The 26,452-nt window shown below is 49.2% G+C and carries 23 protein-coding genes, 1 tRNA gene and 1 other annotated feature; of the genes, 23 read left to right on the top strand and 1 reads right to left on the bottom strand.

All coding sequences use genetic code 11. From position 1 onward, the window contains the following. The first annotated feature begins 17 nt into the window (after positions 1–17). The 10 genes from cysS to FYJ34_RS02410 all read left to right on the top strand — a co-directional run bounded on the left by cysS (position 18) and on the right by FYJ34_RS02410 (position 8,342). Positions 18–1,424: a cysteine--tRNA ligase gene (gene cysS, locus FYJ34_RS02455; RefSeq protein ID WP_154478783.1), complete on the top strand. Its 1,407-nt coding sequence runs from the start codon at positions 18–20 to the stop codon at positions 1,422–1,424. After that, positions 1,409–1,855 carry a Mini-ribonuclease 3 gene (locus FYJ34_RS02450; RefSeq protein WP_154475967.1) on the top strand — a complete coding sequence of 149 codons (447 nt, stop codon included), beginning with the start codon at positions 1,409–1,411 and terminating at the stop codon, positions 1,853–1,855. The genes cysS and FYJ34_RS02450 overlap by 16 nt, the downstream gene beginning before the upstream one ends. A gap of 2 nt (positions 1,856–1,857) precedes the next feature. Beyond that, positions 1,858–2,628 (top strand): 23S rRNA (guanosine(2251)-2'-O)-methyltransferase RlmB, encoded by a 771-nt coding sequence (gene rlmB, locus FYJ34_RS02445; RefSeq protein WP_154475965.1) that lies wholly within the window; start codon positions 1,858–1,860, stop codon positions 2,626–2,628. A gap of 72 nt (positions 2,629–2,700) precedes the next feature. Beyond that, positions 2,701–3,396 (top strand): UMP kinase, encoded by a 696-nt coding sequence (gene pyrH / locus FYJ34_RS02440; protein WP_154475963.1) that lies wholly within the window; start codon positions 2,701–2,703, stop codon positions 3,394–3,396. 24 nt (positions 3,397–3,420) lie between these two features. Beyond that, positions 3,421–3,972 (top strand): ribosome recycling factor, encoded by a 552-nt coding sequence (frr, locus tag FYJ34_RS02435; RefSeq protein WP_154475961.1) that lies wholly within the window; start codon positions 3,421–3,423, stop codon positions 3,970–3,972. Between the two features lie 85 nt (positions 3,973–4,057). Then, positions 4,058–4,768, top strand: coding sequence for an isoprenyl transferase (locus tag FYJ34_RS02430; protein WP_154475959.1), 711 nt, complete (start codon positions 4,058–4,060; stop codon positions 4,766–4,768). Positions 4,769–4,771: 3 nt separating this feature from the next. Next, positions 4,772–5,575, top strand: coding sequence for a phosphatidate cytidylyltransferase (locus tag FYJ34_RS02425; RefSeq protein WP_154475957.1), 804 nt, complete (start codon positions 4,772–4,774; stop codon positions 5,573–5,575). Positions 5,576–5,689: 114 nt separating this feature from the next. Continuing rightward, positions 5,690–6,838: a 1-deoxy-D-xylulose-5-phosphate reductoisomerase gene (dxr, locus tag FYJ34_RS02420; protein WP_154475955.1), complete on the top strand. Its 1,149-nt coding sequence runs from the start codon at positions 5,690–5,692 to the stop codon at positions 6,836–6,838. A gap of 16 nt (positions 6,839–6,854) precedes the next feature. After that, positions 6,855–7,886, top strand: a complete 1,032-nt coding sequence (locus FYJ34_RS02415) for a M50 family metallopeptidase (RefSeq protein ID WP_154475953.1) — start codon at positions 6,855–6,857, stop codon at positions 7,884–7,886. A 9-nt stretch (positions 7,887–7,895) separates the two neighbouring features. Beyond that, on the top strand, positions 7,896–8,342 hold the full coding sequence (locus FYJ34_RS02410; RefSeq protein WP_154475951.1) for a prepilin peptidase: 447 nt from the start codon (positions 7,896–7,898) through the stop codon (positions 8,340–8,342). 130 nt (positions 8,343–8,472) lie between these two features. On the opposite strand, the gene FYJ34_RS02405 is transcribed toward FYJ34_RS02410, so the two are convergent. Continuing rightward, positions 8,473–9,555, bottom strand: a complete 1,083-nt coding sequence (locus FYJ34_RS02405) for an endonuclease/exonuclease/phosphatase family protein (protein ID WP_154475949.1) — start codon at positions 9,553–9,555, stop codon at positions 8,473–8,475. 50 nt (positions 9,556–9,605) lie between these two features. On the opposite strand from FYJ34_RS02405, the gene FYJ34_RS02400 reads away from it, so the two are divergent. The 13 genes from FYJ34_RS02400 to FYJ34_RS02340 all read left to right on the top strand — a co-directional run bounded on the left by FYJ34_RS02400 (position 9,606) and on the right by FYJ34_RS02340 (position 26,447). Next, entirely contained in the window at positions 9,606–9,773 is a 168-nt protein-coding gene (locus FYJ34_RS02400; protein WP_154475947.1) for a hypothetical protein, read from the top strand. A 192-nt stretch (positions 9,774–9,965) separates the two neighbouring features. Continuing rightward, positions 9,966–11,048: a carbamoyl phosphate synthase small subunit gene (locus FYJ34_RS02395; protein ID WP_154475945.1), complete on the top strand. Its 1,083-nt coding sequence runs from the start codon at positions 9,966–9,968 to the stop codon at positions 11,046–11,048. Beyond that, a complete protein-coding gene (gene carB / locus FYJ34_RS02390; protein WP_154475943.1) occupies positions 11,036–14,236 on the top strand; it encodes a carbamoyl-phosphate synthase large subunit in 3,201 nt (1,066 codons plus the stop codon). The genes FYJ34_RS02395 and carB overlap by 13 nt, the downstream gene beginning before the upstream one ends. A 333-nt stretch (positions 14,237–14,569) precedes the next feature. Continuing rightward, a tRNA-Thr gene (locus tag FYJ34_RS02385) sits at positions 14,570–14,642 on the top strand. Positions 14,643–14,786: 144 nt separating this feature from the next. Then, positions 14,787–16,451 carry a glutamine--tRNA ligase/YqeY domain fusion protein gene (locus tag FYJ34_RS02380; protein ID WP_154475941.1) on the top strand — a complete coding sequence of 555 codons (1,665 nt, stop codon included), beginning with the start codon at positions 14,787–14,789 and terminating at the stop codon, positions 16,449–16,451. Positions 16,452–16,455: 4 nt separating this feature from the next. Then, positions 16,456–17,856 (top strand): MocR-like pyridoxine biosynthesis transcription factor PdxR, encoded by a 1,401-nt coding sequence (pdxR, locus tag FYJ34_RS02375; RefSeq protein ID WP_154478781.1) that lies wholly within the window; start codon positions 16,456–16,458, stop codon positions 17,854–17,856. A 48-nt stretch (positions 17,857–17,904) separates the two neighbouring features. Beyond that, positions 17,905–19,452 (top strand): cardiolipin synthase, encoded by a 1,548-nt coding sequence (gene cls, locus FYJ34_RS02370; RefSeq protein WP_154475939.1) that lies wholly within the window; start codon positions 17,905–17,907, stop codon positions 19,450–19,452. Positions 19,453–19,546: 94 nt separating this feature from the next. After that, the gene (locus tag FYJ34_RS02365) at positions 19,547–20,824 is read left to right on the top strand and encodes an adenylosuccinate synthase (protein ID WP_154475937.1); all 1,278 of its coding nucleotides are present in this window, start codon (positions 19,547–19,549) and stop codon (positions 20,822–20,824) included. A 43-nt stretch (positions 20,825–20,867) separates the two neighbouring features. Beyond that, positions 20,868–21,374: an SEC-C metal-binding domain-containing protein gene (locus FYJ34_RS02360; protein WP_154475935.1), complete on the top strand. Its 507-nt coding sequence runs from the start codon at positions 20,868–20,870 to the stop codon at positions 21,372–21,374. Positions 21,375–21,431: 57 nt separating this feature from the next. Then, positions 21,432–21,641: a binding site (T-box leader), on the top strand. A gap of 174 nt (positions 21,642–21,815) precedes the next feature. After that, positions 21,816–23,741: a threonine--tRNA ligase gene (thrS, locus tag FYJ34_RS02355; protein WP_154475933.1), complete on the top strand. Its 1,926-nt coding sequence runs from the start codon at positions 21,816–21,818 to the stop codon at positions 23,739–23,741. 35 nt (positions 23,742–23,776) lie between these two features. Continuing rightward, positions 23,777–25,138 (top strand): AI-2E family transporter, encoded by a 1,362-nt coding sequence (locus FYJ34_RS02350; protein ID WP_235899192.1) that lies wholly within the window; start codon positions 23,777–23,779, stop codon positions 25,136–25,138. A gap of 6 nt (positions 25,139–25,144) precedes the next feature. Beyond that, entirely contained in the window at positions 25,145–26,062 is a 918-nt protein-coding gene (metA, locus tag FYJ34_RS02345) for a homoserine O-acetyltransferase MetA (protein ID WP_154475929.1), read from the top strand. 217 nt (positions 26,063–26,279) lie between these two features. Continuing rightward, positions 26,280–26,447 carry a hypothetical protein gene (locus FYJ34_RS02340; RefSeq protein WP_154475927.1) on the top strand — a complete coding sequence of 56 codons (168 nt, stop codon included), beginning with the start codon at positions 26,280–26,282 and terminating at the stop codon, positions 26,445–26,447. Positions 26,448–26,452: the final 5 nt, after the last annotated feature.

The following is a 26,452-nucleotide window of genomic DNA, read 5'->3' as shown; positions in this document are numbered from 1 at the left end:
GAAAACAGGAGGAAATGATGAAAATATACAATACATTATCTAAGCAAAAAGAAGAGTTTATCCCGTTAGAGGAAGGAAAGGTAAAGATGTATGTCTGCGGACCCACCGTATACAATTTTATTCATATTGGGAATGCCAGACCTATGATCGTGTTTGACACGGTAAGAAGATATTTTGAATACAAAGGCTACGAGGTCAACTACGTTTCCAATTTCACGGACGTGGATGATAAGATCATTCGGAAGGCCAACGAGGAAGGAGTATCCTGTGACGAGATTTCTGAACGCTATATTGCAGAATGTAAAAAAGACATGGAAGGCATGAACATCAAACCAGCCACCAAGCATCCCCGAGCAACGGAAGAGATCGGCGGAATGCTGTCTATGATAGGAAATCTGATAGATAAAGGATACGCCTATGAAAAGAATGGGACAGTGTACTACAGGACCAGAAAATTTTTAGAATACGGGAAGCTTTCCCACAAAAACCTGGATGATCTAAGAAGCGGAGAACGTTCCCTTCTGGTAAGCGGCCAGGATGAGAAGGAAGATACCCTGGATTTTGTACTGTGGAAGCCGAAAAAGGAAGGAGAGCCTTTCTGGACCTCCCCCTGGAGCGACGGACGCCCGGGCTGGCACATTGAGTGTTCGGAAATGTCGAAAAAATACCTGGGAGAGGAGATCGATATTCATGCCGGAGGGGAAGACCTGGTATTTCCTCATCACGAGAATGAGATCGCGCAGAGCGAGGCGGCAAACGGAAAGACCTTTGCCAGATATTGGATGCACAATGCCTTCCTGAATATTGACAATCGTAAAATGAGCAAATCACTGGGGAATTTCAGAACGGTACGGGAGATCAGCCGGCAGTATGACCTTCAGGTGCTGCGGTTTTTTATGCTGAACGCTCACTATAGAAGTCCGCTGAATTTCAGTGCAGATCTGATGGAAGCGTCAGGAAACGGTCTGGAGCGGATCAAAAATGCTGTGAGCAATCTGGAATTTTCGGCAAAGCATGCAAAGAAGGAAGGACTGACGGAGGAAGAAGGAAAGCTACTGGAAACGGCAAGGGGATACAGCGCAGGATTTGAGGCGGCAATGGAAGACGATTTTAATACGGCGGACGCCATTGCTTCTGTGTTTGAGCTGGTGAAGCATGCCAATACTACCGTGACGGAAGACAGCACTGCTTCCTATATCCGGGAGATCCTGGAACAGATCCTGAAACTGACAGACGTTCTGGGGCTGATCGTGGTACAGGAAGAAGAGATTCTGGCAGAGGAGATCGAGGCGCTGATCGAGGAACGGCAACAGGCGCGTAAAAACAGAGACTTTGCAAAAGCAGACGGGATCCGGGATCAGCTACTGGAAAAAGGGATCATCCTGGAGGATACCAGAGAGGGTGTAAAATGGAAAAAAGCGTAGAGTGGCAGCTGGAGGACTGCATGAAGGAGATATTTTCCCTGGAAGACAGGGATATCCGGGAATACTCTCCTTTGGCTCTGGCCTACATTGGAGACAGCGTATATGACCTTATCATTAAAACTCTGGTATTGAACCGGGGAGGAAGGCAGGTAGGGAAGCTGCATCAGGATACCAGCCGTCTGGTACAGGCGTCTGCCCAGTCCAAGATGATGCGGATCCTGCAGGAAGAGCTGACGGAAGAAGAAAGAGGAGTATACAAGCGGGGAAGAAATACCCGCAGCGTTTCCACGGCAAAAAATCAGTCTGTGACAGATTACAGGAGAGCCACAGGCTTTGAAGCCCTGATAGGCTATCTCTATCTGAAAAGAGAGTGGAAAAGGCTGCTGCTGCTAATCAAACAGGGATTAGACTTTTTGGAGGAAGAAGGATAGAAATGGAAAAACAAAGAGAACAGAAAGAACCCCTTCCGGTTCAGGAAAACCTGATAGAGGGGCGAAACGTGGTCCTGGAGGCGCTCCGCTCCGGTCAGAGTGTGGACAAGCTCTATGTTCTGGAAGGGTGCAAGGACGGTCCGGTTATGACGATCCTGCGGGAAGCAAAGAAGCAGCAGGTACCGCTACAACAGGTATCCAGGCAGAGACTGGATCAGCTGTCTGAAACGGGAAGGCACCAGGGCGTTTTAGGCTATGTATCGGCCTACCCCTATAAAGAGGTGGAGGAGATGCTGGAAGCGGCAAGAGAAAAAGGGGAGGATCCTTTTTTGATCTTTCTGGATGGCGTAGAAGATCCTCATAATCTGGGGGCGATCATCCGAACGGCAAATCTGGCGGGAGCACATGGAGTCGTGATACCGAAAAGAAGGGCGGCAGGGCTGACGGCAGCGGCGGCAAGAGCTTCGGCGGGCGCAGTCTGCTATACGCCGGTGGCAAGAGTGACCAACCTGAAAAAAACCATGGAAGAGCTGAAGGAGAAAGGACTCTGGTTTGTATGTGCGGACATGGAAGGAGATTCCATGTACCGGGTGGATCTAAAAGGACCGTTGGGACTGGTACTGGGAAACGAGGGAGAAGGGGTCAGCCGGCTGGTAAGAGAAACCTGCGACTTTAAGGCTTCTATCCCCATGAAGGGAAATATTGATTCTCTCAACGTATCTGTGGCGGCAGGCGTGCTGGCCTTTGAAATTTTACACCAAAGAAATAAGTAATATTCCCTTTTTCTTTTCCGTATGGTATACTCTGTTACAGATAAAATGAAAAAAAGACCAAGGAGTAGGACGATGAAGAGAGTATTACTGAAACTCAGCGGGGAAGCGCTTGCCGGAGAAAAGAAGACGGGGTTTGACGAGAAGACCTGTCTGGAAGTGGCACGGCAGGTAAAGGAGTTGACAGATCAGGGAATCCAGGTGGCGATCGTGACCGGAGGGGGGAACTTCTGGCGCGGACGTACCAGCGAGACTATCGACCGGGTAAAGGCAGACCAAATCGGAATGCTGGCAACGGTCATGAACTGTATTTATGTTTCGGATATATTCAGATTTGCAGGAATGAAGACGGAGGTATTCACTCCCTTCGTATGCGGGGCGTTTACCACGTTGTTTTCCAAAGACCGAGCAGTAGAGGCTCTGGAGAGCGGAAAGGTCATCTTTTTTGCAGGAGGGACCGGGCATCCGTACTTCTCTACAGATACAGGAGCCGTTTTGCGCGCGATCGAGATAGAAGCGGATGCCATGCTTCTGGCAAAAGCTATCGACGGGATCTATGACAGTGATCCCAAGGTCAATCCGGATGCAAAGAAATACGAGGAGATCTCCATACAGGAGGTACTGGACAAGCAGTTGATGGCGGTAGATCTGACCGCATCGATTCTTTGTATGGAGCAGAAGATGCCCATGCTGGTATTTGGACTGAATGAGCCTGACAGTATTACGGAAACGATGACGGGAAAGTTTTCCGGGACGAAGGTGACTGTATAGGCAGACGAGGAAGGAGAGCGGACAATGAACGAGAAATTGCAGGTATATGAGGAAAAGATGAAAAAAACCATGGGGAATCTGGAAGGAGAGCTGGCGGCTATCAGAGCCGGACGCGCCAATCCCCATGTACTGGATAAGATCGTAGTGGACTATTACGGAAGTCCGACGCCCATCCAGCAGGTGGCTAACGTATCGGTTCCGGAGGCAAGAATGATCCAGATCCAGCCATGGGACAAGAGCATGGTAAAAGCCATTGAAAAGGCGATCCAGGTTTCGGATCTGGGGATCAATCCTACCAACGACGGGACGATGATCCGTCTGGTGTTTCCGGAGCTGACAGAGGAAAGAAGAAAAGAACTGGTAAAGGATGTAAAGAAAAAAGGGGAGGCTGCCAAGGTGGCGATCCGCAACATCCGCAGAGATGGCAACGACCATCTGAAAAAACTGAAAGGCTCGGACGTATCAGAAGATGAGATCAAGGATATGGAAGACGAACTGCAGAAAGTGACGGACAAGTTTGTAAAGAACGTAGACAAGGCTGTAGAAGAGAAGTCAAAGGAAGTCATGACTGTATAGGAAAGAGGATGGAGGACAGGACAGTGTGCGGCACTGTCCTCGTTTTTGCAATCACCTCCGGCAATGAAAAAGATGGGAGAGGCGTATGAGTATACCGCAGCATGTGGCGATTATTTTAGATGGCAACGGAAGATGGGCAAAGCAAAAAGGGATGCCGAGAAACTACGGACATGCCCAGGGAAGTAAAAATGTGGAAAAAATCTGTGAGGAAGCATACCGCATGGGGATCGAATATCTGACGGTATATGCATTTTCCACAGAGAACTGGAGCCGCCCCAAAGAAGAGGTGGATGCCCTTATGAAGCTTCTCAGAGGGTATATGAAGACCTGCCTAAAAACGGCAGAAAAAAACCGCATGAAGATTCGTGTGATCGGGGATATCAGCAGACTGGATGAAGATATCCGGGAACGGATCCGGGAATTGGAAGAGGCAACGAAAGAAAATACAGGACTGAAATTCCAGATCGCCATCAACTACGGAAGCCGTGATGAGATCGTGCGGGCTGTCAGAAAAATAGCAGCAGATTGTGCGACGGGAAATCTGAAGGCAGAGGAGATTACGGAAGAGACGGTATCTTCCTGTCTGGATACCAGGGGGATCCCGGATCCGGATCTTTTGATCCGGACCAGCGGAGAATTACGTTTGTCCAATTATCTGCTGTGGCAGCTGGCTTACACAGAATTCTATTTTACCCAGGTTCCGTGGCCGGCGTTTTCCAAAGAGGAGCTACAGAAGGCTGTCCGGGCTTATGAAGAAAGAAGCAGACGCTACGGCGGGGTGAAGGAGGAAGAATAGGAGATGTTTAAAACAAGACTGCTAAGCGGGATCGTGCTGGTGCTGCTTTTGATCGGAGTGGTAGGATACGGGGGGAATATTTTATTCGGGGCCCTTCTTGTGATCAGTCTCACGGGGATGTGGGAGCTGTATCGTGTGGCGGACATGGAGCGAAGCCTTCTGTCCTGTGCAGGATACGCATCGGCGCTTTTGTATTATGGAATGCTGTATCGCTTTGGAACCAGGTTTATGGCATTTTTTCTGGTGCTTTCCCTGGTAATGATACTGGGTGTTTATGTTTTTTCTTTCCCGAAATTCCGGGCGGATCAGGTGACAATGGCCTTTTTTGGAGTGTTCTATGTGGCGGTGCTGCTTTCCTTTGTATACCAGACACGAATGTTCCCGCATATGGGAAAAGCGATGGTATGGCTGATCTTTCTGAGCTCCTGGGGATGTGACACCTGTGCATACTGTGTGGGCGTACTGTTTGGAAAGCACAAAATGGCGCCCAAACTCAGTCCCAAAAAATCTGTGGAAGGCGGGATCGGCGGCGTGGCAGGAGCTGCGCTTCTGGGACTTTTGTACGGGTATGTGACCATCAGGCTGGGGGTATCCAGGGTAGATCCTCTCCACTGTGCGTTCATCTGCGGGGTAGGCGGCATGATCTCCCAGATTGGAGACCTGGCGGCGTCTGCCATTAAAAGAAATTATGAAAAAAAGGACTATGGCACACTGATCCCGGGACATGGAGGCATTCTGGACCGGTTTGACAGCGTGATTTTTGTGGCACCGGTTATTTTTTACCTGCTGGTCATCCTGACAAGATAGGGGAAGGACAGAAGCGGATGTATCAGAAGAAAGAACGTTCCAATGTCCGAAAAGGAGGAGACGGAAGACGGCTTCCGGAAACAAAAACAAGGCGGGACAGATAAAGGAGAAGCAATGAAACAGATAGGGATTTTAGGCTCTACCGGTTCCATAGGGACGCAGACCTTGGAAGTGGTACGCAGCAGAAACGATATCCGGGTATGGGGACTTGCGGCAGGGGGCAATATCAGGCTGCTGGAGCAGCAGATCAGAGAATTTCGTCCCAGGCTGGTGGCAGTCTGGGAGGAAGAAAAGGCGAAAGATCTCAGAGAGCGGACGGCTGATCTGGATGTGGAGATCCAAAGTGGAATGGAAGGGCTTTGCGCCGTTGCAGTGATGCCCGAGATACAGCTTTTGTTCACGGCAGTCGTGGGAATGATCGGGATCCGTCCCACCATTGCAGCCATAGAAGCGGGAAAGGATATCGGACTGGCCAACAAAGAGACGCTGGTTGCGGCAGGTCATATCATTATGCCCCTGGCAAAAGAAAAACAGGTTTCCATCCTTCCGGTGGACAGTGAGCACAGCGCTATTTTCCAGGCACTGCAGGGAAATGAAAAAGAGGAGGTGAAAAAGATCCTCCTGACAGCGTCGGGCGGACCTTTTCGCGGGAAAAAAAGAGAGGAACTGAGACATATTCAAGTGGAAGATGCTCTTCGCCACCCCAACTGGGAGATGGGCAGGAAGATTACCATAGACTCTTCTACCATGATCAATAAAGGTCTGGAGGTGATAGAGGCAAGATGGCTGTTTGACGTCCTGCCGGAAAACATACAGGTAGTGGTCCAGCCGCAGAGCGTGATCCATTCCATGGTAGAATACAGGGACGGCTCTGTGATGGCGCAGCTTGGTACGCCGGATATGAGACTTCCCATCCAGTACGCCCTTTCTTATCCTCACAGGTGGGAGCTTTCAGGAGAGAGATTGGATTTCTGGACGCTTTCCCGACTGGATTTTGAAAAACCGGATCTGGAGACCTTTCAGGGACTGAGGCTGGCATACGAGGCCGGAAGAAGAGGAGGAAGCCTTCCTACCGTGCTGAATGCGGCGAACGAGCTGGCGGTTGCACGGTTTTTGGAGAAAAAGATAGGGTATCTGGACATTGCGGATCTGATCGAAGGCTGTATGGCATGTCACAGATTCATAGAAGATCCGGATCTTGCACAGATTTTGGAAACAGAAAAATGGGCGCACGAAGAGGTGGAAAGACGGATCGGAAGATAGAAGGAGGACAGAGCGTTTGGGAATCATCTTGGCAATTTTAATCTTTAGCTTTATTATATTGTTTCATGAGCTGGGACACTTTCTGGCGGCCAAAAAGCAGGGGATCCAAGTGTTTGAATTTTCTCTGGGACTGGGCCCTACCTTGCTTTCCAAAGAATACAAGGGGACAAAGTACTGTCTGAAGGCGCTGCCCTTTGGAGGCTCCTGCATGATGGGAGAGGATGAAGGCGATTCAGAGCTTCAGGGAAATTTTCAAGAGAAATCCGTATGGGGCAGAATGCTGGTCATTGCGGCAGGCCCTCTCTTTAATTTTATCCTTGCCATGATCCTTGCAGTGGTGCTGGTGGGAATATCCGGTTACGACAGGCCGGTGATAAAATCGGTGGAAGAGGGGTATCCGGCAGCGGAAGCGGGGATCCGGGCGGGAGATACCATATTGAAGATGGGAGATAAAACCATCCATCTGTATCGGGAGATCCCTATTTATAACCGCTTCCATCAGGGAGAAACGGTAACGGTCACTTATCTGCAAAAGGGGGAGAAAAAACAGGCACAGCTGACGCCGAAGCTGGACGAAGAGGCAGGGTATTACCGCATCGGAATCGGAGGAGGCGCCGTCCAGAAAGCCAATCTGCGGACCATGTTCCAGTATGGCTGGTACGAAGTAAGATTCAGCGTTTCCAATACGCTGGAAAGCCTGAAAATGTTGTTTACGGGAAAACTTAGCGTAAAAGAATTGTCCGGACCGGTGGGAATCGTAAATGTAGTAGATAATACCTATCAACAGAGCAAATCCTATGGGATAAAGATAGTTGCGGCGCAGCTGCTGAGCATTGCAGTCCTTTTGTCTGCCAACCTGGGCGTTATGAATCTTTTGCCGCTTCCGGCTCTGGACGGAGGAAGACTGGTGTTTCTGATTCTGGAAGCCATACGGGGAAAACGGATCGCTCCGGAAAAAGAGGGGTATGTTCACCTGGTAGGGATCATTCTTCTTCTGGGATTGATGATCTTTGTTCTGTTTCAGGATATTTACCGGATATTTTTTTAAGGAGGACGATTGGAGAATCACATCTTTGCTGTTGTGTGGATCTGCCTGGGCATGGCGTCCTATGAAGACCTGCGAGACAGAAGAGTCCGGGAGGGCTGGATCTGGTGTATTGCAGGAGCAGGGATAAGCCGCCTCTGGCTGGGAGAGGGGAAGGAAGCGTGGGATGTCCTGCTGGGAGGCTGCGTTGCCTTCCTGCTGTTTGTGCTGATCCTTCTGTGGTTTCCGGGCGCTTTCGGAGGAGGCGATGTGAAGCTGTACGCAGCGGCGGGGCTGTCGCTGGGGCCGGTGGGAGCAGGCGTGGGATTGGCTGTAGCGATTTTGACGGCGGGAGTGGCGCTTCTTCTGTCACCTTCCTTCCGGGAACAGAAAGAGATCCCTTTTGTTCCTTTTTTGAGTGTAGGAATCTTCCTGGGATTTTGTTTTGGAGAACAGATACAAAACTGGTATCTTTCCTGAACAGGAAAAGAAAATCGTATATTCGATCACACATACTGAATCAGGAAGGAGCAGGAGGAAACCTGAAAGAACGCCCTTTTCCGGAAACCGCAGTCGATGCAGGATCCGGAGAAAGGGCGTTTTTGAACGGCTAGTTTTCTAACCGGAATGTAACGACCACCGGTTCGTGGTCCGAGTAGGCATATCCGGTATTTTTATTCTCGTAGGTAATACAGGTGATGTTGTCCGAGATGATGAAACCGTCCAGAGTGACGGTGTAGGTTTTCCCTTCCACATAAGGCATGTCGGCGTTTCGCGCGCTGTTCCAAAGGCGTTCCTTCTCCTGAGAAGAAAGGGTATCCATACAGAAAGAAAAATGCCGGGGAAGACTGGTTCTGGGGAAGGGATAAGCCCAGGAGGCGCGATCTTCTGCCTGTCCTTCCTCAGCCTTAAGATCATGGTTAAAATCTCCGCCGCACAGGACATAATTGCCGGCTGCATATTCCTTCTTCATGTCTTCTGTGAGCATCCCTACCTGAGCGGTACGGATCTCATCGCTGTTTCCATAGGCAGACAGATGGAGATTGAAAATGACAAGCTCTTTGCCGTTGTCTACCGGGATTCGGGAAATGGTGTAGCACCGGTCCAGATCAAACAGCTTGGAAAAGCCTGTGGAGATGGGAAGGCTCCTTCTTTCGGAAGAAAGAATGCCGTATCTGGAGAAGGTGGACAGACCTGCTTTGTTTTTGCCGTGAGGCTGCTGCAGGGGATACATCAGAAAAGGAGAATCATAGTTGACCCCAAATGCACTGTGATACTCCGGCAGAGCCTGTTTTAAAAGCTGATACTGATCCACATGGTAGCTGCGGGTTCCGTCCAGGTCGATCTCCTGGATCAGGGCAAAATCCGGATGGATGTCTCCTACCAGGGCGCCGGCCTGCTTTACGGCATTCGTGACACTGGCTTTGGATTTTCCCCAGGAGTATTTTCCCCCGTCCATAAAGAAGCTGTAATCGGGAAGATAAGCGCCGAAACCGATATTGTAGGTTACCGCCGTATATTCCTTTCCCGCCGTCAGAACAGTTTCTGACTGGGGGCTCTCTGCTGTTTCCGGTGTCAGGTCCTGATGATCCGGAATCCTGTGGTAAGATAAGAAAACGTAGGCGACGTATCCTGCGACGGTCAGCACAAGGATACCGATGGCGATCCCCAGCCATTTTAATACTTTTTTCATGTTAAAAACCTCCCTGTTATGATTATCTCCATCATACCACAAACAAGAGAGTGGGCAAAGAAGAAGCTGTTGGAAACAGCTTAGAAATTGCCTGGAAGCGATTTGGAAATTGTTTTTTGGAAAAATCAAAAATTCTATTGAAAAAGAAAACGCTTTATAGTATAATCTCTACAATTTGGGCAGATATAACTGTTTCAGAGAAGCATCCGGAAGGATAAGGCGGTTTTGTGTCTGCACAGACTGCCTTTTATTTTGCAGAAAAGTATCCCCTGTGAAAAAGGACTCCGCGGGGAGAGGGCACGGCGGAACAGGCTGGTTAGAAAAAATGGTCTGCCGCAGGCAGAGGATCCTGTCTTGCAGGATTCTCTTTTAGGGAAAAACAGGAGACAACAGAAAGGAATGGTGAAGGAATGAAAGCATTTCTGATACTGGAGGACGGAACTGTGTTTGAAGGGACGGCCATAGGGGCGAAAAAGGACGTGATCAGTGAGATCGTATTTAATACCTCCATGACCGGTTATCTGGAAGTTTTGACAGATCCCTCTTATGCAGGGCAGGCAGTCATTATGACGTATCCTCTGATCGGCAATTACGGAGTTACGCCGGACATGGAATCCGGGAGGGCATGGCCGGACGGATACATCGTCAGAGAACTTTCCAGAACGCACAGTAATTTCCGGAGTGAGGGAAGCATTCAGGAGTTTTTGGAAAAAGAAGGCGTTCCGGGAATTGCAGGAGTAGATACCCGCAGCCTGACGAAGCTTCTAAGAGAAAAAGGGACGATGAACGGGATGATCACTACAGATTCTTCCTATTGTCTGGAAGAGGTGGTCGGGCAGCTAAGAACACACCGGATAGATTCTGTAATGGAGCAGGTTACCTGCAAGGAGATCTACACGGTATCGGGACAAGGACTGAAAGTGGCTTTGATGGATTTCGGAGCCAAGGAAAATATGATACGTTCCTTAAAGAAAAGAGGGTGTGAGGTGACGGTATATCCGGCATTTACACCGGCAGAGCTCATCATTCAAAATCATCCGGACGGGATCCTGTTATCAAACGGACCTGGCGATCCGGAGTCTTATACATCTATTATCGAGGAAGTCAGAAAACTCTATCATACCGATATTCCCATTTTTGCAATCTGTCTCGGACATCAGCTGATGGCGTTGGCAAACGGGGCAAGCACCTACAAATTGAAATACGGACACCGCGGAGGCAACCATCCTGTAAAAGATCTGAGTACCGGGAGGGTTTATATCTCTGCCCAAAATCACGGATATGCGGTAGATCCGGATACCATGGATCCAAAGATCGCGAAAGAATCCTTCTGCAATGTCAACGACGGAACCAATGAAGGACTGGAGTATGTGGGGAAATCCATTTTTACCGTCCAGTTTCATCCGGAAGCCTGTCCGGGACCGCAGGATCTGGATTACCTGTTTGACAGATTCATCGAGAGAATGAAAGGAGAAACGTCATGCCAAAGATAGCATCCATTAAAAAAGTACTGGTACTGGGATCGGGACCCATTGTGATCGGACAGGCGGCGGAGTTTGATTATGCGGGAACGCAGGCGTGCCGTTCTCTCAAGGAAGAGGGAATCGAAGTCGTTCTTCTAAATTCCAATCCGGCTACGATCATGACGGATAAAGACATTGCAGACCATGTCTATATTGAACCGCTGACGTTTGAAGTCGTAGAGCAGCTGATCAAAAAAGAAAAACCGGACAGCATCCTGCCGACGCTGGGGGGCCAGGCGGCCTTGAACCTGGCGATGGAGCTGGAGGAAAAGGGAGTTCTGGAAGAAAATCAGGTGCGTCTGATCGGAACCACATCGGAAACCATTAAAAAAGCGGAAGACCGGTTGGAATTTAAAACAACCATGGAAAAAATCAAGGAGCCCTGCGCAGCTTCCCTGGTGGTGGAGTCGGTGGAAGAGGGAGCGGCCTTTGCCGAAAAAATCGGATATCCGGTAGTGCTTCGTCCGGCGTATACCCTGGGGGGGAGTGGGGGCGGGATCGCACACAACCGGGCGCAGCTGGAAGAGATCCTGGCAAACGGACTCAGGCTTTCCCGGGTAGGGCAGGTGCTGGTGGAGCGCTGTATTTCCGGTTGGAAGGAGATCGAATATGAAGTGATGCGGGATGCGAAAGGCAACTGCATCACCGTCTGCAATATGGAAAATCTGGACCCGGTGGGCGTACACACAGGGGACAGTGTGGTGGTGGCGCCCTCCCAGACGCTGGGAGATAAAGAATACCAGATGCTTCGGAGTTCTGCCCTGAACATCATCAGTGAACTGAACATTACAGGCGGCTGCAACGTTCAGTATGCGCTGCATCCGGACACCTTTGAATATTGTGTGATCGAGGTGAATCCCAGAGTCAGCCGTTCCTCTGCGCTGGCTTCTAAGGCAACCGGCTACCCCATAGCAAAGGTGGCCGCCAAGATCGCCTTGGGATATACCCTGGATGAGATCAAAAACGCCGTAACGAAAAAGACCTACGCCAGCTTTGAGCCGATGCTGGATTACTGTGTGGTAAAAATGCCGCGGCTTCCTTTTGATAAGTTTTTAAATGCCAAAAGAAGCCTGTCTACGCAGATGAAGGCAACCGGAGAAGTCATGAGCATCTGTGACAATTTTGAAGGAGCTTTGATGAAAGCCATCCGTTCCTTGGAGCAACACGTAGACAGCTTGCTGTCCTATGATTTTTCAGAGGTGGAAACGGAAGAACTGATGGAATCCATGAGGACCACGGACGACCGGCATATCTGGAAGATCGCAGAGGCCATCCGAAGAGGAATTTCAAAGGATCAGATCTACGAAGCTACAAAGATGGACAGGTGGTTTTTGGACAAGATCGCCTGCCTGGTGGAGATGGAGGATCGGCTGAGAACAGAAGAACTGACAGAAGGACTATTAAGGGAAGCCAAGCGGGTAGAATTTCCGGATTCCGTGATCGCCGCATTACGGGGAGTAACGGTAAAAGAGATAGAGCAAAAGAGGAAAGTGATGGGGATCACCGCCGCCTACAAGATGGTAGACACCTGTGCGGCAGAATTTGCGGCAGAAACACCTTACTATTATTCGGTGTACGGCAGTGACAACGAGGCGATAGCAGAATCCGGAAAAAAGAAGGTGCTGGTGCTGGGATCCGGACCTATCCGGATCGGGCAGGGGATCGAGTTTGATTTCTGCTCGGTGCACTGTACCTGGGCATTTGCAAAGGAAGGTTATGAGACCATCATCATCAACAACAACCCGGAGACGGTAAGTACGGACTTTGACATTGCAGATAAGCTGTATTTCGAGCCGCTGACGCCGGAAGATGTGGCAAACGTGGTGGAACTGGAACGTCCGGATGGAGCGGTGGTACAGTTTGGAGGGCAGACCGCCATCAAGCTGACGAAGGCGTTGATGGAAATGGGAGTGACTATTCTGGGAACTTCCGCCGAAGATGTGGATGCTGCCGAAGACAGGGAACTGTTCGACAAGATCCTGGAAGACTGTGAGATACCAAGGCCTAGTGGTGGAACGGTATTTACGGCAGAAGAGGCAAAAGAAGTGGCAAACAGGCTGGGGTACCCGGTGCTGGTCCGCCCCTCCTATGTGCTGGGAGGACAGGGGATGCAGATTGCTATTAATGACCATGACATCGAAGAATTTATGGGGATCATCAACCGGATCGCACAGGATCATCCCATTCTGGTAGACAAATATCTTCAGGGAAAAGAAATCGAAGTAGATGCGGTCTGCGACGGAGAGGAGATCCTGATCCCGGGAATCATGGAGCATATTGAACGGGCGGGAATCCATTCGGGAGACAGTATCTCCGTCTACCCGGCACAGAGTCTTTCAGAAAAGGCAAAGGAGAAGATCGGAGAGTATACCAGGAGACTGGCAAAATCCCTGCATGTGGTGGGTCTGATCAACATTCAGTTTATTGTGTGCGAAGAAGAGGTATATGTGATCGAGGTGAATCCAAGATCCAGCCGGACAGTTCCCTATATCAGCAAGGTAACGGGGATCCCTATCGTGCCGCTGGCAGTAAAAGCCATGACAGGTCACCGGTTAAAAGACCTGGGATATACGGCGGGCCTGCAAAAAGAAGCAGATTATGTGGCGGTCAAAATGCCGGTATTTTCCTTTGAAAAGATCAGAGGTGCGGAAATCAGTCTGGGACCGGAAATGAAGTCTACCGGAGAATGTCTGGGGATCGCGCCGACTTTTGACGAGGCTTTGTATAAAGCGTTTCTGGGAGCGGGAATCCGCCTTCCCAAGTACAAAAATATGATCATAACAGTCAGGGATGCAGACAAAGAAAAGGCAGCAGAGCTGGGAAAGAGGTTTGAAGCGTTTGGATATCGGATCTTTGCCACCAGAGGAACAGCTGAAGCCCTGCGAGACAGGGGAGTCAAGGCAGATCAGATCAACAAGATCGAGCAGGAATCCCCCAACCTGATGGATCTGATCCTGGGACACAGGATCGACCTGATCATTGATACGCCCCAGCAGGGAGCAGACCGGTCGGAGGATGGATTCCTGATCCGGCGAAGTGCCATTGAAACAGGAGTTCACGTGCTGACAGCCATTGACACGGCAGAGGCTCTGATCGGAAGCCTGGAAAGTACCACAAAAGGGCAGATGGATCTGGTGGATATTGCAGAACTAGGATAGCGGAGAAGATAGTGGGAAGAAGAGAAATCTGCCAATGGAGCTTTAAAAGAAAAGGATGGATACAGATGAAGCTGTTCCCATGAATAGAATTAATACGATTAGTGAAAAGATAAGATAAGAGCAGATTGGCAAACATCGTAAGAAACAAGAGAACAGGTACTGTCGCGCAGACGGGCAAGGGATCTGTGTGACAGTGCCGTTTTCATGTGAGCAGACGGGCAGAAACTATGAAAAAATCAACCAGATAGAAGAAAGTCAGATGAAATAAAAGAAAGGATATTGACAAATCCCGGATATTTATTGTATAGTACTACTGTTGCAGATTTCATATGTGCTGCCTTGGCTCAGTCGGTAGAGCGTCGCCTTGGTAAGGCGGAGGTCGGCGGTTCAAGTCCGCTAGGCAGCTTGCAAAAGTAGGGTCTTTTTCGTAAGAAGGAGGCTTTATTTTTTTGAGGTTTCACAAGACAAGAAAAATCCCGGAAAGATTGTCTTACGCTTTTTTCTGTGGTAAGATAAATCCCAGTAAGTAATGAGATTCAGGAGGAAAAGTATGGGAGAAGCAGCAGTTTCCAAAAATTTTATCGAGCAGGAGATCGACAAGGATCTGGCAGAAGGAGTCTACGATACCGTGTGTACCAGATTTCCGCCGGAGCCCAACGGATATCTTCATATAGGACACGCCAAATCCATTTTATTGAACCATGGGCTGGCACAGAAATACAAAGGAACCTTCCATCTGAGATTTGATGATACCAATCCCTTAAAAGAGGATATGGAGTTTGTAGAGTCCATCAAAGCGGATGTGGAGTGGCTGGGGGCCGACTGGAAAGAGCACCTTTATTTTGCCTCCGATTATTTTGAGGCCATGTATGAGTGCGCCGTAAAGCTGATCAAAAAAGGGAAGGCGTTCGTATGTGATCTGTCGGCAGAAGAGATCCGGCAGTATCGCGGTACCCTGACGGAAGCCGGGAAGAACAGCCCTTATCGTGACAGGAGCATAGAAGAAAATCTGAAGCTGTTTGAAGAAATGCGCAGGGGAGTATACAAGGACGGAGAGAAGGTATTGCGTGCCAAGATCGACATGTCCTCTCCCAATATTAATATGCGGGATCCGGTGATCTACCGGGTAGCGCACCTGACCCATCATAATACGGGCGATACCTGGTGCATTTATCCCATGTACGATTTTGCACACCCCATCGAGGATGCGGTGGAGAAGATCACGCATTCTATCTGTACTTTGGAATTTGAGGATCACAGACCTCTGTACGACTGGGTGGTCAGGGAATGTGAATTCTCTCCGGCTCCCCGACAGATCGAATTTGCCAAGCTGTATCTGACCAATGTGGTAACCGGAAAACGATATATTAAAAAGCTGGTGACAGACGGGATCGTGGACGGCTGGGATGATCCGAGGCTGGTGTCCATAGCGGCGCTTCGCAGGAGAGGATTTACGCCGGAATCCCTGAAGATGTTCGTAGAACTGTGCGGGGTATCCAAAAGCAACAGCTCTGTGGACTATGCTATGCTGGAGTACTGCATCCGGGAAGATCTGAAAATGAAGAAACCCAGGATGATGGCAGTCTTGGATCCCATCAAGCTGGTGATCGATAATTATCCCGAGGGGAAAACAGAGGAGCTTTGTGTGGAAAACAATCTGGAAAATCCGGAGCTGGGAACCAGAAAGCTTCTGTTTGAAAGGGAGTTGTACATTGAGCGGGAAGACTTTATGGCGGAGCCGCCAAAGAAGTACTTCCGCCTGTTTCCGGGGAACGAAGTCCGCCTGATGCACGGATATTTTGTCACCTGCACCGGCTATGAGGCGGATGATGACGGTACGATCCGGGTGGTGCACTGTACCTATGATCCGGAAACCAAATGCGGAAGCGGATTTACAGGAAGGAAGGTAAAGGGGACCATCCACTGGGTGCCGGCGTCTTCCTGCAAGGAGGCGGAAGTCCGTCTGTATGAGAATCTGGTGGACGAAGAAAAGGGTGTCTACAACAAGGAAGACGGCTCTTTGAACCTGAACCCCAATTCCCTGCAGGTACGCAGGTGCTACGTGGAGGACAGCTTCGAGGAGGCAAAAGCCTATGACAGCTTCCAGTTTGTGAGAAACGGATACTTCTGCATCGACGCAAAAGATTCCCGAAAAGAGCATCTGGTCTTTAACAGGATCGTATCCCTGAAGTCTTCTTTTAAATTACCAAAATAAGATGATGAATGAATTGACGATAAATCTGAATCCGGAAAAAGCAGCGCCGCTGTATGAACAGATTTACGAATATATCCGCAAAGATATTCAAAGAGGGCAGCTTACCGTTGGGGCAAGGCTGCCCTCTACCAGAGCTTTGGCACAGTATCTGGAAGTCAGCAGAAGCACCGTTGTGCTGGCATATGAACAGCTTCTGTCGGAAGGATATATTGAATCGCGGCCATGCAAAGGGTTTTTTGTAGCAGAAATAGAGGGACTTTATCAGCTTTCGACAAAGGAAGTCCGCTTCCGGACGAAGCTGGAGAAAAAAGAAACGGTGGAGTTTGATTTTTCCCCCAGTGGCGTGGATCTAAACAGCTTTCCTTATTCGGTATGGAGAAAGCTGTCAAAGGAAGTGCTGCTGGATGCCAGAGCAGAACTGTTCCGGGTGGGAGATCCTCAGGGAGAACCGGGATTTCGCAGAGCGATCTGTACATATCTGCATCAGGCAAGAGGCGTGGTATGTACACCGGAGCAAGTGATCGTGGGAGCGGGAAGCGACTGTGTGCTTTTGATCCTTTCCCTGATCCTGGGGAGAGATCGGGTGATAGCCTTTGAAGATCCGGCATACCGACAGGCCTATCGTCTGGCGAAAGGTATGGATTATGACACGATTCCCGTGGAAATGGACAGGCAGGGAATGCAGGTATCCAAACTAAGGCAGACGAAGGCGGACACGGCATATGTGACCCCCTCCCATCAGTTTCCCACAGGAGTTATTATGCCGCTGGGACGACGGATGGAGCTGCTGAAATGGGCGGGAGAACGGGAAGGAAGATACATCATAGAAGACGACTATGACAGTGAATTTCGCTACAAGGGGAAACCGATTCCGGCTCTGCAGGGATACGACAGGCAAGGAAGAGTGATCTATCTGGGCACTTTTTCAAAATCCATCGCTCCGGCGATTCGGTTAAGCTACATGGTCCTGCCGGAACCGGTGTTAGAAGAATACCGGAAAAAAGCCCGGTTTATACAGTCTACCGTTTCCAAAGTGGATCAGATGATCGTGCAGAGATTTTTAGAGGAAGGATACTACGAGAGACATCTAAATAAAATGCGCGCCGCCTATAAAGGCAGGCATGACGTGCTGTTGGAGGAGATGAAGGCGCTGCTCCCGGTATGCAAGGTGGAAGGGGAACACAGCGGGGTACACATTTTGCTACGTTTCTCGGAAGGCTACAGGGAGGAAGAGCTGATCCGAAAAGCCGGGGAAAAAGGAATCCGGGTCTATGGACTTTCCGGATTTTATATCGGGAGGAAAAAAGAAACGGAAGCCGTGCTGCTTTTGGGCTACGCGACCTTAACGGAAGAAGAAATCCGGCAGGCGGTGCGAAGACTGAAAGATTGTTGGAAAGAGGAATAAAAACCGATGGAAAGAAGGAAGAGACAAGGAAGAAAAAAGGAAAAGGATATGAAGAAACGGGCCAAAAGCGGTCTGCTTCGTGTTGTGTTCAGCCGTATCGGGATCATGGCCGTTCTCCTTCTGCTTCAGATCTGGATCTTTGTGGGCAGTATCTATTTTTTGAAAATGTATGCGCCGTACATTTATGGAGCATTGATCATTGTGGAAGTAGTGGTGCTGATCCAGTTGATCAATTCCAGCGGGAATCCGGAGACGAAGATGACCTGGATGCTGGTGGTTTTGATCATTCCGGTGTTCGGAGCGCTGTTTTACCTGTTTGTAAAATCGCAGCTGGAAAGCCAGTTTCTAAAACGGAGACTGACGACCCTGAAGATCGAGACGGGAGAGTACACCAGGCAGGAGGAGGAAGTGGTAAAAGCACTTTGGGCAAGCCGGTCAGCCAATGCCCAGCTTTCCTACTATCTGTCAAACCGTCTGGGCTTTCCCACCTACCGCAACACGGAGGCCAGATACTTTCCTTCCGGTGAGAAAAAATTTGCGGCAATGCTCCATGAACTGGAAAAGGCGAAGAAATTCATCTTTCTGGAATATTTTATCGTGGAAACAGGATATATGTGGAATTGCGTGCTGGACATCCTGAAGAAGAAGGCGGCGGCCGGCGTAGAAGTGAGGTTTATGTATGACGGAATGTGTTCCATCTCCATGCTGCCATACGACTATCCGTCCCAGCTGAAACAGTACGGGATCCGCTGCAAGATCGTAAACAAGCTGAAACCCTTCCTGTCTACCATTCAGAATAACCGGGACCACAGAAAAATCTGTGTGATTGACGGAAAGGTGGCATTTACCGGAGGCGTGAATCTGGCGGATGAGTATATCAATCGGAAAGAGCGGTTTGGTCACTGGAAGGATACGGCGGTGATGCTGCGGGGAGAGGCGGTACAAAGCTTTACCATGATGTTTCTGGAAATGTGGAACGTAGACGAGAAGACTACGGAGAACTATGAGGCCTATCTGTCGCCGAAAAGCGCCGGACTCCGGCGGGAATGGGGATATGTGATCCCTTACGGAGACAGTCCGTTTGACAACGAAAACGTAGGCGAGGAAGTGTATTTCCACATTTTGAACCATGCCAAGAAATATGTGCACATCATGACGCCTTATCTGATCCTGGACAATGAGATGATGCGGACGCTGACTCGGGTGGCTAAAAGTGGGATTGAAGTGATCATCATCATGCCCTCCATCCCGGATAAGTGGTATGCCTTTATGCTGGCAAAAACCTACTACAAAGAACTGATCGAAAGCGGCGTGCAGATCTACGAATACCGACCGGGCTTTGTCCATGCCAAGGTGTTTGTATCTGACGGCGATACAGCGACGGTGGGAACCATCAACCTGGATTACAGGAGTCTGTATCTTCATTTTGAGTGCGGAACCTTTTTGTACAACAATTCCGAGATTGAAAAAATCGAGGAGGATTTCGGGCGGACACTTCTGAAGTGTCATAAAGTAACGCTGATGGAAGTAAAAAATATGAGTCTGTTTTCCAAAATAGCGGGGCGGATCCTGCGGCTGACAGCGCCGCTGATGTAGAGAAATTTTGTTTTACAGATGAAATAATATGTAGTATAATGCACACGTTGAGTCAAAGGATGAAGGAACAAGGCAGTGATGCAGGAGGAATAATATGGTAAAAGCAGTCGTGGGAGCGAACTGGGGAGATGAAGGAAAAGGGAAGATCACCGATATGCTAGCAAAAAAGGCTGACATCATCGTAAGATACCAGGGAGGAGCAAATGCGGGACACACCATCATCAATGATTATGGGAAATTTGCGCTGCATACCCTTCCGTCCGGAGTGTTTTATGAACATACCACAAGTATCATAGGCAATGGTGTGGCTCTGGATATTCCCGTATTGTTTGGAGAGATCCAGTCCATCGTGGAGCAGGGGGTTCCCATGCCAAAGATTCTGGTATCGGACAGAGCCCAGATGGTCATGTCCTACCACAAGGCGCTGGACGCCTATGAGGAGGAGAGGCTGGGAGGCAAATCTTTTGGATCCACCAAGTCCGGGATCGCGCCTTTCTATTCGGATAAATATGCAAAAACAGGATTTCAGGTCAGCGAGCTGTTTGATGAGGAGCTGCTGAAAGAAAAAGTGGTCCGTGTGGCAGAGCAGAAAAATGTACTGCTGGAAAACCTGTATCACAAACCGGCGATCACACCGGAGGATCTGCTGGAAGAACTCAAAGGATACAAAAAGATGATAGAACCCTATGTGTGCAATACGTCTTTGTATCTGCATGAAGCGCTGAAGGAAGGAAAGGAAGTTTTGCTGGAAGGACAGCTGGGTTCCCTGAAGGATACAGATCACGGGATCTATCCTATGGTGACTTCCTCTTCTACACTGGCAGCCTACGGAGCGATCGGAGCGGGAATCCCTCCCTATGAGATCAAGCAGATCATCACGGTATGCAAAGCCTATTCCAGTGCAGTAGGAGCAGGGGCATTTGTCAGCGAGATCTTTGGAGAAGAAGCAGACGAGCTGAGAAGACGCGGCGGAGACGGCGGAGAGTACGGAGCGACCACAGGACGTCCCAGAAGGATGGGGTGGTTTGACTGTGTGGCCTCCAAGTACGGGTGCAGACTTCAGGGCACCACAGACGTAGCGTTTACGGTGCTGGATGTCTTGGGATATTTGAAAGAAATCCCTGTTTGCGTCGGCTATGAGATCAATGGAGAGGTGACCACCGAATTTCCTACCACACATTTGCTGGAAAAGGCAAAGCCTGTCTGGAAGGTGCTGGAGGGATGGAACTGTGACATCAGCGGCATCCGGGAATATGAAAAGCTTCCCAGACTCTGCAGAGAGTACATTGAATTTGTGGAGGAGCAGATCGGGTATTCGATCACCATGGTATCCAACGGACCGGGAAGGAACGACATTATTTACAGAAAATAGATGAAAGGAGATACGGCAGGCGACCGCCGCCGTAGAAAAAGCGATGAGCAAGACACTATTGGAGCAATGGAGAGGCATTGCCTATGATGAGACGGCAGATAAGGGACAGCTTCAGAATTTCTGGGGATCCTATTTTCAGATAGAAAAGGAGATCTACGAAAAGCTGCTGGAGCATCCGGAGGAGGAAGTCGAAGGAAGCGTAAAGGAACTGGCAGAAAAATACGGGCAGGAAGTGCTGACCATGGTAGGTTTTTTGGATGGGATCAATGAAAGTCTGAAAACGGAAAATCCGATCGAGACCATGGACGAGGATACAAAAGTCAGCCTGGCATTTGACACGGAAAAGCTGTATAAGAATATGGTGGCAGCAAAGGCAGACTGGCTGTATGAACTGCCCCAGTGGGAAAGGATCTATACGGAAGAAGAACGGAAGAAACTGTACAAGGAACAGAAGGAGTCCGGCACTATTCGCAAGGAAAAGAAGGTGGGAAGAAATGAACCATGTCCCTGCGGCAGCGGAAAGAAATATAAGAAATGCTGCGGAAAATAAGGTGTTGACAATTATGGGAACGGTGCTATAATGAGTCCTATATAATCCTGTATAAAAGAAAACACGTTGAAGAGCGAAGAGTAGGATGGGAAATCTTTACAGAGAGAAGAAGCCGCAGGCTGAGAGCTTCTTAGGCAGGAACCATTTGAAAACCACCTCTGAGTGGCTGCAAAACAGCCCGGCGGCACCGTTATCGTCACAATGAAGAGGCACCGGAATTTCCGGTGCAAGCAGGGTGGAACCGCGAGAAGTCAACTCGTCCCTTACGGCAGTATGCTGTAAGGGGCTTTTTTGTTTTATAAGAAAGAGAGACCCTGTGAAACAAGAAAGCTTCCGGTGGGAACGATATTTTGCGGAAGGAAGCTAAAGCAGACATTACAGGACGGCGAAGGATCAGATCCCAGACAGCCGAACACATAAAAAGAAAGAGAGGAAGAAGCCATGAAAGTACAATTAAAAGGCGGAGAAGTAAAAGAATATGCGCAGAGCATGTCCGTGCTGGAGATCGCAAAGGATATCAGCGAGGGGCTGGCAAGGGCAGCGACAGCAGGGAAGAAAGACGGAGAGATCGTGGATCTGCGGACAGAGATCCGGGAAGACTGTCAGCTGGAGATCCTGACATTTGAGCAGGAAGAAGGAAAAGGAGCATTCTGGCATACTTCTTCTCATATTCTGGCACAGGCGATTAAACGGCTGTATCCGGATACCAGGCTGGCTATCGGACCTTCTATTGAGAATGGATTTTATTATGATGTAGACAGAGAGATTCCCTTTGTAGCGGAGGATCTGGAAAAAATAGAAGCCGAAATGAAAAAGATCGTAAAGGAAAATCTTCCGATCCGGCGGTTTACAAAGCCGCGGGAGGAAGCGGTCGCATATTTTGAAGAAAAGGGAGAAAACTACAAGGTAGAACTGGTTCAGGATCTTCCGGAAGGAGAGGAGATCAGTTTCTACCAGCAGGGAGAATTTGTAGATCTGTGCGCAGGGCCTCATCTGATGTCAACAAAGGCAGTAAAGGCAGTAAAGCTTACCAGTCTGGCAGGGGCCTACTGGAGAGGCAGTGAAAAGAATAAAATGCTGACCCGTATCTATGGAATCTCCTACCCAAAGAAGGCGCAGCTGGAAGAATACCTTCACCGGCTGGAGGAGGCCAAAAAGAGAGATCACAGAAAGCTGGGAAAAGAGCTGGGGCTGTTTATGATGTGTGAGGAGGGACCGGGCTTCCCCTTCTTCCTTCCCAAGGGAATGGTGCTGAAAAACACCTTGCTGGATTACTGGAGACAGTTGCATAAGGACAACGGATATGTGGAGATTTCCACTCCGGTGATCCTAAGCAGACATTTGTGGGAGACTTCAGGACACTGGTATCATTACAGAGAAAACATGTACACCACTCAGATCGACGGAGAAGACTTTGCCATCAAACCGATGAACTGTCCCGGCGGAATGCTGGTCTACAAATCGGAACCCCGCTCCTATAAGGATCTTCCGCTGCGTGCAGGAGAACTGGGACTGGTGCATCGTCATGAAAAGTCGGGAGCCCTTCACGGTCTGTTCCGTGTACGCTGCTTTACACAGGATGACGCCCATATTTTCATGACTCCGGAGCAGATCCGAGAGGAGATCAAGGGAGTGGTCAGGCTGATCGACGAGGTTTACAGTCTATTTGGATTTAAATACCACATCGAGCTTTCCACAAGGCCGGAAAACAGCATGGGAGACGACAGGGATTGGGAGATCGCAACAGAAGGATTACAGGGAGCGTTAGACGACCTGGGACGGGACTATGTCATTAATGAAGGAGACGGAGCTTTTTATGGACCGAAGATCGACTTCCATCTGGAGGATTCTATCGGAAGGACCTGGCAATGCGGAACCATCCAGCTGGATATGCAGCTGCCCCAAAGATTTGAACTGGAATACACCGGAGCGGACGGAGAAAAGCATCGTCCCATCATGATCCACCGAGTGGCGTTTGGATCCATTGAACGGTTTATCGGAATCCTGACAGAGCATTTTGCAGGAGCCTTTCCTACCTGGCTGGCGCCGGTGCAGGTGCGGGTTCTGCCGATCTCGGAGAAGTATGTGGAATACGGAAGAAGCGTGCTGGAGCAGCTGAACCGGGCAGGCATTCGTGGAGAGATCGACGAGAGAGCAGAAAAGATTGGCTATAAGATCCGGGAGACACAGATGAACAAGGTTCCGTACATGCTGGTGGTGGGAGCCAAGGAAGAGGAAGAAGGTCTGGTAGCAGTAAGAAGCCGGTTTGCCGGAGACGAGGGACAGAGATCAACAGAAGCTTTTATATCCGGGATCCTGGAGGAAATTGAAGGAAAGATCCAAAGAGAAGTTCAGAAGGACGAATAGAGAAGAACGGAGATGATATGCAGGAAGATAAAAAAATGACGGAACAGACACAGGAGGAGCAAAAGGCTTATTATACGGCAAAGCCGAAGCTGGGAGGGGGAAAACCTTCCAAGCTTCGGCAACAGTTTGCCAGAGGTATGACCTATTTTCTGGTGATCGCAGCCAGTATCCTGTTTTATTTTGCACTGCTTAGATTTACCAATATTTCAGATCTGACCAGAAAAATTGCAGAAGTATTAAAGCCGGTCATTTACGGATGTGTGGTGGCATATTTGCTCAATCCCATCGTAAAGCAGACGGACAAGTATTTGCTTCCCGTTCTGGAAAAGACGATGAAAAACAAAAAGAGGGCAGAAAAGCTTTCCAGGGGGACCGGAATCTTTTTGGCGCTGCTGATCATGGTAGTGGTGGTGATTACGCTGTTTAACCTGTTGATCCCGGAGCTTTACAGGAGTATCCTGAAGCTGGCTTATAATCTCCCGGGGCAAATGAACCTGCTGGTCAGGAAGGTCAGTGAGATCCAGCTGGACGATTCTACCACGGGAAAACTGCTGAAGACGGGGATCACAGAAGGAACGCAGATGTTCCAGAAGTGGATCCGGACGGATCTTCTCAGCCGTGCCAATGCCGTGATGTCCAATTTAACGGTAGGAGTTTTCAACATCCTCAACGAAATCTTTAAGTTTTTAGTGGGAGTCATTATCTCTGTATACCTATTGTCCGGAAAAGAAACATTTGCGAAGCAGTCCAAAAAAGCAGTGTATTCCATTTTCCCGTTCAGACAGGCGAACCTGATCTTGCACATCACAACAAAAAGTAATGAGATCTTCGGAGGATTTATTATCGGTAAGGTAATTGATTCTGCCATTATAGGGGTCTTGTGTTTTATCGGACTGAGCGTATTGAAGATGCCCTATGCTATACTGGTAAGTGTGATCGTGGGAACTACCAATGTGATCCCCTTTTTCGGACCTTATATCGGAGCGATCCCCAGCGCCTTTTTGATCATGCTGGAAGATCCCATGAAGGGACTGTATTTTATCATTTTCATTCTGGTACTCCAGCAGTTTGACGGAAATATCCTGGGGCCCAAGATCCTGGGAGATTCTACCGGCCTGTCGGCTTTTTGGGTGGTGGTATCCATTCTTCTGGGAGGCGGAATGTTTGGATTTGTAGGAATGATCATGGGAGTGCCCACCTTTGCGGTATTGTACTACATTGCCGATATGTGGATCAAAGGGCGGCTGGAAAAGAAGGAACTGCCTTTGGATTCTAACTATTACGATATGAAAAGCTATGTGGATGATTCCGGACAGTATTTTCATGAAGAAGGAAAAAAAGGACTGCACTTAGAAGCAGACGGCAAAGACAAAAAGGACAGCAAAATGGAGGAATAGGAAAACATGCCAATTCGAGTACAGAACGATTTGCCCGTCAAAGAGATTTTGGAACAGGAAAACATTTTTGTGATGGATGAACACCGCGCCGTCCATCAGGATATTCGTCCTATCCGGATCGGACTTTTGAATCTGATGCCATTGAAGGAGGACACGGAGCTGCAGATTCTTCGTTCTCTTTCCAATACACCTTTGCAGGTGGACGTGGTGTTTGTCAATGTGGCAAGCCATAAGGCGAAGAACACTCCTACCAGTCATCTGAATAAGTTTTATCAGCGTTTTCATGAGATCCGGGAAGAAAAGTTTGACGGCTTTATCATTACGGGAGCGCCGGTAGAGCAGATGCCTTTTGAGGAAGTGAACTATTGGGAAGAATTAAAGGAGATCATGGAGTGGACCAATGAGCATGTGACGTCTACCCTGCATCTTTGCTGGGGCGCGCAGGCAGGCTTATATTACCACTACGGGATCCAGAAGGTTCCGCTGAAAGAGAAAATGTTTGGCGTATTTCAGCACAGGGTCCTAAATCGAAAAATCCCTCTGGTCAGAGGCTTTGACGATGTGTTTTTTGCGCCGCATTCCCGGCATACAGAGGTTCCCATGGAGGAAATCAGAAAGGATGAAAGGCTGACGGTGCTGGCAGAATCAGAAGAAGCGGGGCTGTTTATCGCTACGGCGAAGGAAGGACGGCAGATCTTCGTTATGGGACATCCGGAGTATGACAGAGTGACACTGGATGCAGAATATAAAAGGGATCTGGAGAAAGGGCTGGCTATTCAGATGCCGGTGAACTATTACCCCAAGGATGACAGCAGGGAAAAACCGCTGCTCACCTGGAGGGCGGCGGCCAACAATCTGTATACGAACTGGTTGAATTATTATGTGTATCAGGCGACGCCCTACGATTGGAGCGGAACGCTTTAAGGAGGAAGGAGCCTACCGGTGTAGGCTCTTTTGTCATATCACAGAAAATACTCTGTCAGGACCGCGCTGCAGCGGTATGAAACCGTGTGGCAAAAGCGATCCGCCGCAGCATGATACGTTAAAACGAAAAACAGGATATAGAAGCAGGATAAAAACCGGAAACGGGATAGAAGAGACCGGGTACGAGAGAACAGACAGAACAGAAGGAGGAGAGAAAGTGGAAGAATTTGTAATGACATGCACCGCCTGTAGAAATCAGTGTGAAATGCGGGGAAAGGCGGAAAAGGGAGAAGTGGTGGAGCTGTTGGGAAACGGCTGCATGAGAGGGCTTGCCCGGGCATCAGAGCGTGCAAAACAGATGGAACATATTGATAAAAATGAATAAAAAAA

It is taken from the genome of Suipraeoptans intestinalis, from assembly GCF_009696485.1.
In the GTDB taxonomy this organism is placed as follows: Bacteria; Bacillota; Clostridia; order Lachnospirales; family Lachnospiraceae; genus Suipraeoptans; species Suipraeoptans intestinalis.
This window is presented reverse-complemented; position numbering and strand designations above follow the sequence as displayed.

Coding starts and splice junctions, on each gene's coding strand:
- cysS (WP_154478783.1), top strand. CDS start 18: ATGAAAATATACAATACATTATCTAAGCAAAAAGAAGAGTTTATCCCG.
- FYJ34_RS02450 (WP_154475967.1), top strand. CDS start 1,409: ATGGAAAAAAGCGTAGAGTGGCAGCTGGAGGACTGCATGAAGGAGATA.
- rlmB (WP_154475965.1), top strand. CDS start 1,858: ATGGAAAAACAAAGAGAACAGAAAGAACCCCTTCCGGTTCAGGAAAAC.
- pyrH (WP_154475963.1), top strand. CDS start 2,701: ATGAAGAGAGTATTACTGAAACTCAGCGGGGAAGCGCTTGCCGGAGAA.
- frr (WP_154475961.1), top strand. CDS start 3,421: ATGAACGAGAAATTGCAGGTATATGAGGAAAAGATGAAAAAAACCATG.
- FYJ34_RS02430 (WP_154475959.1), top strand. CDS start 4,058: ATGAGTATACCGCAGCATGTGGCGATTATTTTAGATGGCAACGGAAGA.
- FYJ34_RS02425 (WP_154475957.1), top strand. CDS start 4,772: ATGTTTAAAACAAGACTGCTAAGCGGGATCGTGCTGGTGCTGCTTTTG.
- dxr (WP_154475955.1), top strand. CDS start 5,690: ATGAAACAGATAGGGATTTTAGGCTCTACCGGTTCCATAGGGACGCAG.
- FYJ34_RS02405 (WP_154475949.1), bottom strand. CDS start 9,555: ATGAAAAAAGTATTAAAATGGCTGGGGATCGCCATCGGTATCCTTGTG.
- FYJ34_RS02395 (WP_154475945.1), top strand. CDS start 9,966: ATGAAAGCATTTCTGATACTGGAGGACGGAACTGTGTTTGAAGGGACG.
- carB (WP_154475943.1), top strand. CDS start 11,036: ATGCCAAAGATAGCATCCATTAAAAAAGTACTGGTACTGGGATCGGGA.
- FYJ34_RS02380 (WP_154475941.1), top strand. CDS start 14,787: ATGGGAGAAGCAGCAGTTTCCAAAAATTTTATCGAGCAGGAGATCGAC.
- pdxR (WP_154478781.1), top strand. CDS start 16,456: ATGAATGAATTGACGATAAATCTGAATCCGGAAAAAGCAGCGCCGCTG.
- cls (WP_154475939.1), top strand. CDS start 17,905: ATGAAGAAACGGGCCAAAAGCGGTCTGCTTCGTGTTGTGTTCAGCCGT.
- FYJ34_RS02365 (WP_154475937.1), top strand. CDS start 19,547: ATGGTAAAAGCAGTCGTGGGAGCGAACTGGGGAGATGAAGGAAAAGGG.
- FYJ34_RS02360 (WP_154475935.1), top strand. CDS start 20,868: ATGAGCAAGACACTATTGGAGCAATGGAGAGGCATTGCCTATGATGAG.
- thrS (WP_154475933.1), top strand. CDS start 21,816: ATGAAAGTACAATTAAAAGGCGGAGAAGTAAAAGAATATGCGCAGAGC.
- FYJ34_RS02350 (WP_235899192.1), top strand. CDS start 23,777: ATGACGGAACAGACACAGGAGGAGCAAAAGGCTTATTATACGGCAAAG.
- metA (WP_154475929.1), top strand. CDS start 25,145: ATGCCAATTCGAGTACAGAACGATTTGCCCGTCAAAGAGATTTTGGAA.